A 10,370-nucleotide genomic window follows, 5' to 3' on the forward strand; every position below is an offset into this window, starting at 1 on the left:
AGCAAGGCAATACGTGCTGAATATCTATACAGAAAACCGGGCTTATGCAAGACCTTTCAAAACAGAATTCGGATAAGAATCCTTTCTTTCCGGTTAGAATCTGCGTATTACCTCAAGTCGCATCGTGGGGTAAGGGGATGGTGGCTACATATTGATGTTGTGCTGTTGCTTTTTACTGAAAGCTGCTACTAACGACTCATAAATCTACCCTTAATCGTGTATTGGATGATAGTTGCGGATTTTAGGGTTTACACTTTGCAAAGATAGTGCTTTATTTCGATTCGGAGGCGATGGGGTAGATGAAAACTATTTCCGGACCTTCGGGAGTTTTATCGTTAGTTGATTCGGAATGAAGTATGTCTCCCTTACGGCTTAATATGAACCGGATGATTTGTGTTTGCCGGTGTTCTTGGGCTATACTAGTGCGGTGCTTGCTTGTAAGTTTGCCAGCGAAAGAACTAAAAAGAGTGAAGATTTCTTTGTTGTCTTCACTCTTTTTTATTATTTATTTTCTTTTGAGTATTTCCCGAACTCCAGGACCTTCGTGGTTAGGGTAGCCGGGAGTATGGTTTCTGCATCGTGGATCAGCATCTACTTTCAAGCTTCGGTAGTCATCTTTTGTGCGGGTGATGTAATCATCAAGCATGGCACGGTGTTCTGCGAGAACTTTACTGTATTTCGGATCTTTGGCGAGATTCTTACGTTCTCCCGGATCTTTTTTCATATCATATAGTTCTTCTCCGTTGCCTTCCAGATAGTGCGTGTATTTGTATCTCGGTCCGCGTACCATACGTCCGGGGGTAACGACATATTCATATTCGCTGTGCCATTCGGAAACTACATAAGGGTGAGTCTTTTTCTGTTTCTCTCCTTTTAATGTAGGTGCGAGACTGATTCCCGGCTTTTCGACTGGAACGGAAATTCCTGCCAAATCACAAAGGGTAGGCAAAAGATCCAGCGTAGGCTGTGTCAATAGTTGCTTTACTGGTTTTTTCTGTTGTTTGATGCCGGGGCCTGCGAAGATAAACGGAACGTTTGTCATTTCATCATAGAAACTAATATGCTTGGTCACCATACGGTGTGAAGCCATTCCGTCGCCATGATCGGCCATGATAACAACGATGGTGTTTCTTCCGGCAGGAGTGGAGTAAAGAGCTTTTAATACACTGTCTACTTGCTTGGAAACCATTTTAGTATAGTGCTGGAAAGCGGCAATGTAATGACGGTAATTCTCTTCATTCCAATGAGAGGCCTGGGTCATGCGGCGGTGGCTGCAACAGATGTATTGCACCGGTTTGGGGATATTGTTCCAGTCTTCCACGTCGAAGTTGGCTGGTAGTTCAGGAAGAGTTCCGCTGATGGGGCGATCGGTATGTACTCCTTCATTTGCACCTACGAATCCGCAAATGTTGTGAGGGTTCTGAAAATCGGCAATGCAGATGAAGGGTTCTTTGGGAGGGTTGCTTAAATAAGCAACAGCGTCTTCGCAGGTTCCTACATCCAGAAAACTGTCGTTATTGACCGGGAACTCCGGATCAGTGAATGGTTTGGCTACCGGTTCTTTGTGTTTGAATCCTCTTAGGGAGCCCATGTCGTGTGTTTTTCCGAAGTGTACGGCTTCGTAACCGTTTTCAGAGAAAAGGCTTCCTAATGTAGGTACATTTTCGGGAATACGTGGGTTGATAGGTTCGCTGGAGTTCGAACGTACATTCGTTTGATGAGGTGTCATGCCGCTCCATAAAGCTGCGCGTGAAGGTTGGCTGAGAGGGCAGCCTACATAAGCATTGGAGAAGATTACTCCTCGTGAAGCGACTTCGTCAATAGGGAGGGTGCAGCCTTGTGTTTGCCCGTAAGCTCCGACGACGCGTTGTGTCAAATGGTCGCACTGGATAATCAGGAAATTGGGCTTTTCTTGAGCTTGGGCTGCTACGCCGCATAGGGCTAATCCCATGAATGGATAAATAGTTTTCATTACTGGTTAGAATTAAGTAATAGTTGATTTTGAAACAAAAGTAGGAAAAAAGGAAACGCAAAAAAGGGTGAAGTAGTGTTTTTGGACGCAAGTGAAAGTATTTTGTACAAAAATGTAATGTGTGATGGATTATTAGGGGGAACTATTGCTGATGAACGTTGGCTTGTGAAAGATGAACGGCAAGTGGTTATTGATTAACGGGGTGGCTAAAAAAGAGAACGGTGAACAAACTGCAATTATCAGGACGCAGTTTGTTCACCGTTCATTATTTATCGTTTACCGCTAATTAGCTGTTCATGCTCATCAGGAATTCATCGTTATCTCTGGTCTTTTCCAAACGGTCTTTAACGAAGTCCATTGCTTCGATCGGATTCATGTCTGCAAGATATTTACGTAATATCCACATGCGGTCAAGAGTTGTTTTATCAAGCAACAGGTCGTCGCGACGAGTGCTGGATGCAGTAATGTTGACTGCCGGGAAGATACGTTTGTTGGACAGGTTGCGGTCGAGCTGCAACTCCATGTTGCCGGTACCCTTAAATTCTTCGAAGATAACTTCGTCCATTTTAGAACCGGTATCGATCAATGCGGTAGCGATGATGGTCAACGAACCGCCGTTTTCAATATTACGGGCAGCACCGAAGAAACGTTTAGGTTTGTGAAGTGCATTTGCATCCACACCACCGGAAAGAACTTTACCGGATGCAGGAGATACTGTATTGTATGCACGAGCCAGACGGGTGATAGAATCAAGGAAGATCACTACGTCGTGACCACATTCTACCAAACGTTTTGCCTTTTCCAATACGATACCTGCAATTTTTACGTGACGTTCTGCCGGTTCGTCGAAAGTAGAAGCGATAACTTCTGCATTAACGCTGCGTGCCATATCGGTTACTTCTTCCGGACGTTCGTCAATCAGCAGCATAATCATGTAAACTTCCGGGTGATTGGCTGCAATAGCGTTAGCGATATCTTTCATTAAGATAGTCTTACCTGTCTTTGGCTGGGCAACGATCAAGGCACGTTGTCCTTTACCGATAGGAGCGAAAAGGTCAACAACGCGTGCAGACATGGAGTCTGAATAACCGCCTTTGCAAAGTTTGAACTTTTCATCCGGGAAGAGAGGTGTCAGATGTTCGAAAGGAACGCGGTCGCGAACGAAAGCTGCGTCACGTCCGTTAATTTTCGACACTTTTACCAACGGGAAATATTTTTCTCCTTCTTTGGGTGGACGGATAACACCTTCCACTACATCACCGGTTTTCAAACCAAAGAGTTTGATCTGAGATTGTGATACATAAATGTCGTCAGGAGAAGAAAGGTAGTTGTAATCGGAAGAACGGAGGAATCCGTATCCATCCTGCATGATTTCCAGAACGCCTACTCCGTTGAGAATATCATCGAATTCGTAAGGCTTTTCGCGTTCAATAACCTTGCGCTCCTGCTGTTGTTGCTGTTGTGCCGGAAGATTCTCGTTCGCATGGTTTTGCTGAGTGGCACGTGGCATCGGTAAGCGTTGTTGGTTCTGGTTCTGAACCTGATTCTGATTATTGTTATTACGCTGGAAATTATTATTGTTGTTATTAGCGTTATTGCTATTATTGTTCACATTGTTATTACCGTTGTTATTGTCGCGTGGACGGACAATGCGCGGGCGTTGCTGCTGTGCTTGCTGCTGTTGAGATTGTTGTTGCTGTTGAGGATGAGATGGCTGTTCAGGTGCTGTTTGCACAGGTTCTGTTTTAGTTGCCTCGAATTTGCCAAAGAGTTCGGTAGGAAGCTCTATTTTTTCAGAAGGCAGATCTTCGATTGGAATAAAATCATCATCGTCAACGCTGGATAAGATATTGCTTTCCTCGTCGATAACGGGTGCGGCTTTCTTTTGTGGTTTATCTATAACTTTTTTCTCTGCAGCAGGCTTGTTTGGCTCTGCGGCTGGTTTATTTGTTTCTGCAGCCGGTTTGCTTTTTGCTTTCTTTTCAGCAGTCGGCTGTTGTGCTGGAGCAGCTTTTTCTTTTGTTTCAGTAGTTTTCTCTGCAACAACAGGCTTAGTTTCCACCACTTTGGGAGCAGCCGGTGTTACATTTTCTACTTCTTTTTTCTCTTCTGCGTCAGCGCTCTTGCGTGGACGTCCCACTTTACGCTTGGGAGCAGTAGTAGCGTTTTCTGCTTTAGCTTCTACAACAGGAGCTTCTTTTTCTTTGTTTGTACTTTCTTCTTTCTTGGAAGGTTGTGGCGCTTTTACAGGAGTGGCTTCTTTTGTTTTATTAACCTCTCCACTCTTTGGTGTGGAAACTACCTTGTCTTCTTTTTTGGTAGGAGCTACCCGTGAACGCTTTTTCTTTTGTTCTTCATTTTTGCGTTCTTCTTTGAGCTTATCTGCGGCAACTTTCTTAGTAGCTCCTACAATAGCCTGTTCATCGAGTATCTTATAAACAAGGTCTTCTTTTTTGTATGAGTCTGCTTTTTTTATGCCTAACTCTTTGGCAATAACTTGAAGTTCCGACAGATTTTTGTCGTTTAATTGGATAATGTTATACATATAGTATGGTAAGTTATTAATATTTCTTTTTTTGCTGAATTACGGACAGCATTACTACAGCTTATGGCTACAGATATGCAAGCATACGTTTTGTTTTTTATTCTGAATTAGGGATGTATATGTTGAATCGTAGAATGTTTCAACGGGGCAAAGATAATAATTTTTTTTGGTTTCATGAACAATCAAACATTTTTTTCCACGTAAAAGTGTATCTTTGCTACATAAAAGAAAATAGTATGACAGTAAATGAAGCTCATTTAATTTATTTTTCGCCTACACACACATCTAAACAAGTTGCGGAAGCGATTGTTCACGGTACGGGCATAAAAAATATCCTTCCTATTAATGTAACGCAGCAAATTGCAGATGAAATCGTGATTCCTGCATCTGCTTTGGCCATTATTGTAGTGCCTGTGTATGGAGGTCATGTCGCTCCTCTGGCAATGGAGCGTTTGCAGTACATCCGGGGAGTAGATACTCCGACCGTTTTGGTGGTGGTGTATGGAAACCGTGCTTATGAAAAAGCTTTAATGGAACTGGATGCTTTTGCTATTCCTCATGGATTGAAAGTAATTGCCGGGGCAACTTTTATTGGAGAACATTCATATAGTACTGATAAACATCCGATTGCGGTGGGACGTCCCGATGAGTCGGATTTAGCCTTTGCTACGGAATTTGGGAAGAAAATCATGGAAAAAATACAGGCTGCTGATAGCATGGATACCCTTTATCCGGTAGACGTACGTGCTATTAAACGTCCGAGCCAGCCATTTTTTCCTTTGTTTCGCTTTTTGAGGAAAGTTATCAAGTTACGTAAAAGTGGAACACCGCTTCCCCGCACTCCTTGGGTGGAGGATGAGAATTTGTGTACCCATTGTGGGTTGTGTGTGGTCCGTTGTCCGGCAGGGGCTATAACGAAAGGGGATGAGCTGCATACAGATGAAGCTAAATGTATCAAGTGTTGTGCCTGTGTAAAAGCCTGCGTTAAGAAAGCACGGGTATATGATACTCCTTTTGCGGCTTTGTTATCAGATTGCTTCAAGAAACAGAAATTGCCTCAAACTATTTTGTAGATTACGACACGCTTAGTTGTTTCATCAATACGAAAGCGGTTGTCTGTTCGTTCGCCTATCAGCCACGCAATGTGTTCTCCACAGCAGAGTACCCACTGGCGTTCTTTTTGACTGATAGAAAATTTGCGGTCGGTCAGATAATCGCTTATTTTTTTCTTTCCTTTCATTCCGAAAGGAATAAAAGTGTCTCCTGTCTGCCATTTCCGGTAATGAATATCTCCATTCAGTTTGTCGGCATCAAAACAGGCTATTCCTTTGTCGCGTGGAATTAGGAAATCAGGGGTGTATTCTTTTTCTTCTTTGATGATTTGAAAAGGAGGAAGAATTTCATTTCCCGATTCAATAGCTTCTATTAATAAGAATTCTCTGTCTTTTATCACTCTCCATTTTTTACTGCAAAATTGTTTGCCCGGTTGGCTGTGAAGCGAAAAGGCAATATCTTTGATTTGTGCAGAATTGAAGCCTAGAGGATGCAAGATTTCGAATAGAATAGCTTCGGGTGCCGGTTCCTTTACTAAATCACTGATTCGGATACCTTCTGTCGTTACAATATTATTTTTGGTTTCCTCTATGCATTTATTATATATGGTAGCTACGTCATTCAGATAATTGCTCGTGTCTATCAGATTCTTTTTGATTGACGGATTGATTTCTTGCATAAGAGGAAGGAGATTGAGTCGGATTTTGTTACGGGTATATTCGTCTTCCAGATTGGTACTGTCTGTTACATAATCTTGTCCGATGCTCTCCAGATAATGAATGATATCTTCTCGATTGACGCAAAGCAGAGGCCGCACGATTGCTCCGTTGCGGGGGCGGATCCCTAATAAACCGGTAATTCCTGTACCTCGAATCAGATTGAGTAGTATGGTTTCTACGCTATCATCCTGATGATGTGCTACGGCGATCACATCTGCTTGGCATTCTTTTCTCGTTTTTTCGAACCAGTCATAGCGTAATTCCCGTGCAGCCATTTCAATCGAAATCTGTTTTTCCTTTGCGTATTGTGTCGTGTTAAAATCAATTGTATGCAAATGGATTCCGGTTCTTTTGCAAAGTTGGCGGACAAACAGTTCATCCCGGTCTGATTCTTCGCCTCGCAGGTGGAAATTACAGTGTGCGGCTTCGCAATGATAACCTGCTGTGTGCAGAATACATAGCAGTGCCACCGAGTCGGCACCGCCACTCAATGCAATCAAGACTTTGGCATCCAGTGAGAACAAATGTTCTTTTTCTATATATTTTGTAACGCGTTGTTGTATCATATCTGCAAAGATACGAGTTTATCAATAAGTTTTTTTATTTTTCCTAAATCTTTTGGAGAAGGAAAATGACTGCTATTTAAAAACATTCTAAATAATTTGCGTGCTCCGAAGTTATGAATTATCTTTGCCGAAAATTTTGAGAGTTATGCGTTTGTCCGAATTAAAAACAGGAGAAAAAGGTGTTATTGTAAAGGTGTTGGGGCACGGTGGTTTTCGTAAACGTATTGTGGAGATGGGCTTCATTAAAGGTAAAACGGTTGAAGTGCTGTTGAACGCTCCCCTAAAAGATCCCATAAAATATAAAGTCTTAGGTTATGAAATATCTCTTCGTCGTCAGGAAGCTGAAATGATCGAAGTAATCAGCGAGGAGGAGGCAAAAGAACTGGCTGAAAAGACTGTTTATCATGAAGGATTACCCGAAGACCTTTCAGTAAAAGAAGAAGATATGAAACGGTTGGCGTTAGGTAAACGTCGTACCATCAATGTTGCCTTGGTCGGAAATCCGAACAGTGGCAAGACTTCTTTGTTTAATCTTGCGTCCGGTGCTCATGAGCATGTAGGCAATTACAGCGGTGTGACCGTGGATGCCAAAGAAGGTTATTTTGACTTCGAAGGTTATCATTTCCGTATTGTCGATCTGCCGGGAACTTATTCTTTATCTGCTTATACGCCGGAAGAAATCTATGTTCGCCGTCATATTATCGATGAAACTCCTGACGTGATTATTAATGTCGTCGATTCTTCTAATCTGGAGCGAAACTTATATCTGACTACTCAATTGATAGATATGAATGTCCGCATGGTAGTGGCTCTGAATATCTATGATGAACTGGAAGCCAGTGGAAATACATTGGATTACCATTTGTTGAGCAAGTTGTTCGGGGTGCCGATGCTGCCTACTGCCAGTAAGAAAAATCGTGGATTGGATACGTTGTTTCATGTAGTTATCAATCTGTATGAAGGAGTAGACTTCTTCGATAAACAGGGAAACATGAATCCGGAAGTCCTCAAAGACTTGACTGAATGGCATGACTCTTTGGAAGACCGTAAGAACCATGAGGAAGAGCATCTGGAAGATTATGTGCGTGAACATAAAAAGACGGGGCGTGTCTTCCGGCATATTCATATAAACCACGGTCCTGATATAGAAAAAGCGATTGAGGCTGTAAAAAGTGAAGTGTCCAAGAACGAGTTTATCCGGCATAAATATTCTACCCGTTTTCTCTCTATTAAATTGTTGGAGAATGATCCTGACATTGAGCGTATTGTACGCACATTGCCGAATGCGGATGAAATTTTCCATGTCCGCGACAAGATGTCGAAGCGTGTTCAGGAGACAATGAATGAGGATTGTGAATCGGCTATTACTGATGCTAAATATGGATTTATCAGTGGTGCGTTGAAAGAAACGTTCACGGATAATCATCTGGAACAGGCGCAGACAACAAAGGTATTGGATTCGATTGTAACTCATCGTGTCTGGGGATTTCCTATTTTCTTTCTTTTTATGTATCTGATGTTTGAAGGTACATTTGTCATTGGCGAATATCCGATGATGGGGATTGAATGGATGGTAGAGCAGCTTGGTGAATTGCTGCGCAATAATATGTCGGAAGGTCCATTTAAAGATCTGCTGATTGATGGAATTATCGGTGGGGTAGGAGCTGTCATTGTTTTCTTACCGAATATCCTGATTCTGTATTTCTGTATTTCTATCATGGAGGATTCTGGTTATATGGCTCGTGCGGCTTTTATCATGGATAAGATCATGCATAAAATGGGGTTGCACGGAAAGTCGTTTATTCCTCTGATTATGGGATTCGGATGTAATGTGCCTGCGATTATAGCGTCCCGTACTATTGAGAACCGGAAGAGTCGTCTCATTACCATGTTGGTGAATCCATTGATGTCTTGTAGTGCGCGTCTGCCGATTTATTTATTGTTGGTGGGTGCTTTCTTCCCGAACAATGCAAGTTTGGTGCTGTTAAGTATCTATGTGATTGGTATTGTGCTGGCTGTGGTAATGGCTCGCTTGTTTAGCAAGTTTCTGATAAAGGGTGATGATACGCCGTTTGTGATGGAGCTTCCTCCTTACCGAATGCCGACAGCGAAGTCTATCTTCCGGCATACATGGGAAAAGGGAGCGCAGTATCTGAAAAAGATGGGCGGAATTATTATGATTGCTTCTATTATTATCTGGTTTCTGGGATATTATCCGAATCATGATGCTTATGAAACGGTTGCCGAGCAGCAGGAGAATTCTTATATCGGTCAGTTGGGGCGTGGAATAGAGCCGGTAATAAAGCCATTGGGATTTGATTGGAAATTAGGTATTGGCTTGCTTTCCGGTGTAGGGGCGAAAGAATTGGTGGTAAGTACGTTAGGCGTTTTGTATGCAGATGATCCGGATGCTGACTCGGTGAGTTTGGCAGAACGTATTCCGATTACTCCATTGGTCGCTTTCTGTTATATGCTGTTTGTATTGATTTACTTCCCGTGTATTGCGGCGTTGGCGGCTATCAAACAGGAATCGGGTAGTTGGAAATGGGCGCTTTTTGCTGCCTGTTATACAACGGCATTAGCTTGGCTTGTATCATTTACTGTTTATCAGATTGGAGGATTGTTTGTATGAATAATTGGCAAGAGTGGGTAGTCGGAGTACTCGTTGTGCTCTGCATTGCCCGTGTCGTATATGGAATATTTCTTTTTTTTCGTCGTACGCGGGAAAATCAGAATCCTTGTGACAGCTGCGTAAGTGGCTGTGAACTAAAGGATATGATGGAGAAGAAACGCAGAGAGTGTGATGTAAAGAAAAAAAGTACAAAGAAAAATTGCTGCGGATAGTTGGTAGTTTCAAAATTTGTACTACCTTTGCAACCGCAAACGAGAAATAATGGTTCCTTGGATGAGTGGCTTAGTCAGCGGTCTGCAAAACCGTGTACGGCGGTTCGAATCCGCCAGGAACCTCAACTATCACTTTAAAACCCTTGAAAGTCAAGCACTTTCAAGGGTTTGTTTTTTATGGAGACCGTTTCGGGGACTACTTGAAAATTATTGTTCCTGCTGGGTGCTCTCGTCAATTCCTGCATTATGGTATGGTACAATAGGTACTGTGTTTAATTCTTTATTTTAGGCTTTTCCCTATTGACAATTATAGTATTCACTAGTTTTTTATGATTTTCCTGCGTTACTTTTGTTATAAACCAAAAGAAAAACGCCATGAAAAAGATGGCTCAGTCTGAAAACTTGGGGGATTGCGTTAAAATTCTTATTTTTGCATCATGAAAACATCCTCTTCCCAAACGATTGATCCTGTTGCTTCTTTAAGCTTGTTCTTGCCTTCAGGAATCCTTGATTACTTTACCCTAGTCAATCATGTTTCTCAGGATACTTGCTTTATTCTTTATTTAGAGGAGAAAGCCACTATTCCTGCTGAGTACTCTGATCTACATCTTCACTCAAAAGGTTTCCTCCCTGAGATTGAAGTTCAGGACTTCCCTATCCGTGGTAAAGCC

The 10,370-nt window shown here is 42.4% G+C and carries 7 protein-coding genes and 1 tRNA gene; 5 read left to right on the forward strand and 3 right to left on the reverse strand.

Features of this window, described 5'->3' with window-relative positions; all coding sequences use genetic code 11:
• Positions 1-505: 505 nt before the first annotated feature.
• Together HMPREF0106_RS00930 and rho are read right to left on the reverse strand one after the other, a co-directional pair.
• A complete protein-coding gene (locus HMPREF0106_RS00930; protein ID WP_004312927.1) occupies positions 506-1,972 on the reverse strand; it encodes a sulfatase in 1,467 nt (488 codons plus the stop codon).
• 286 nt (positions 1,973-2,258) lie between these two features.
• Positions 2,259-4,517: a transcription termination factor Rho gene (gene rho, locus HMPREF0106_RS00925; protein ID WP_009041217.1), complete on the reverse strand. Its 2,259-nt coding sequence runs from the start codon at positions 4,515-4,517 to the stop codon at positions 2,259-2,261.
• Positions 4,518-4,753: 236 nt separating this feature from the next.
• Between rho and HMPREF0106_RS00920 the strand changes: the two genes are divergently transcribed.
• Positions 4,754-5,590 carry a 4Fe-4S binding protein gene (locus tag HMPREF0106_RS00920; RefSeq protein WP_004312931.1) on the forward strand — a complete coding sequence of 279 codons (837 nt, stop codon included), beginning with the start codon at positions 4,754-4,756 and terminating at the stop codon, positions 5,588-5,590.
• Here the strand turns inward: HMPREF0106_RS00920 and tilS are convergent.
• The gene (gene tilS / locus HMPREF0106_RS00915; RefSeq protein ID WP_009041218.1) at positions 5,575-6,855 is read right to left on the reverse strand and encodes a tRNA lysidine(34) synthetase TilS; all 1,281 of its coding nucleotides are present in this window, start codon (positions 6,853-6,855) and stop codon (positions 5,575-5,577) included. The genes HMPREF0106_RS00920 and tilS overlap by 16 nt on opposite strands.
• 145 nt (positions 6,856-7,000) lie before the next feature.
• Here tilS and feoB point away from each other — a divergent pair, with 145 nt between their 5' ends.
• From feoB to HMPREF0106_RS28030, 4 genes are all read left to right on the forward strand, one after another.
• Positions 7,001-9,487 (forward strand): ferrous iron transport protein B, encoded by a 2,487-nt coding sequence (gene feoB, locus HMPREF0106_RS00910; protein WP_008774741.1) that lies wholly within the window; start codon positions 7,001-7,003, stop codon positions 9,485-9,487.
• Positions 9,484-9,699 (forward strand): hypothetical protein, encoded by a 216-nt coding sequence (locus HMPREF0106_RS0125285; RefSeq protein WP_004312937.1) that lies wholly within the window; start codon positions 9,484-9,486, stop codon positions 9,697-9,699. The genes feoB and HMPREF0106_RS0125285 overlap by 4 nt, the downstream gene beginning before the upstream one ends.
• Before the next feature lie 51 nt (positions 9,700-9,750).
• Positions 9,751-9,822, forward strand: a tRNA-Cys gene (locus HMPREF0106_RS00905).
• Between the two features lie 314 nt (positions 9,823-10,136).
• On the forward strand, positions 10,137-10,370 hold a 234-nt coding region (locus tag HMPREF0106_RS28030), incomplete at its 3' end, for a hypothetical protein (RefSeq protein WP_009041219.1).

This window comes from Bacteroides sp. D22 (genome assembly GCF_000163675.1).
In the GTDB taxonomy this organism is placed as follows: domain Bacteria; phylum Bacteroidota; class Bacteroidia; order Bacteroidales; family Bacteroidaceae; genus Bacteroides; species Bacteroides xylanisolvens.

Excerpts from the sequence above, each read along its gene's own strand:
- HMPREF0106_RS00930 (WP_004312927.1), bottom strand. The coding sequence starts at position 1,972 with ATGAAAACTATTTATCCATTCATGGGATTAGCCCTATGCGGCGTAGCA.
- rho (WP_009041217.1), bottom strand. The coding sequence starts at position 4,517 with ATGTATAACATTATCCAATTAAACGACAAAAATCTGTCGGAACTTCAA.
- HMPREF0106_RS0125285 (WP_004312937.1), top strand. The coding sequence starts at position 9,484 with ATGAATAATTGGCAAGAGTGGGTAGTCGGAGTACTCGTTGTGCTCTGC.
- feoB (WP_008774741.1), top strand. The coding sequence starts at position 7,001 with ATGCGTTTGTCCGAATTAAAAACAGGAGAAAAAGGTGTTATTGTAAAG.
- HMPREF0106_RS00920 (WP_004312931.1), top strand. The coding sequence starts at position 4,754 with ATGACAGTAAATGAAGCTCATTTAATTTATTTTTCGCCTACACACACA.
- tilS (WP_009041218.1), bottom strand. The coding sequence starts at position 6,855 with ATGATACAACAACGCGTTACAAAATATATAGAAAAAGAACATTTGTTC.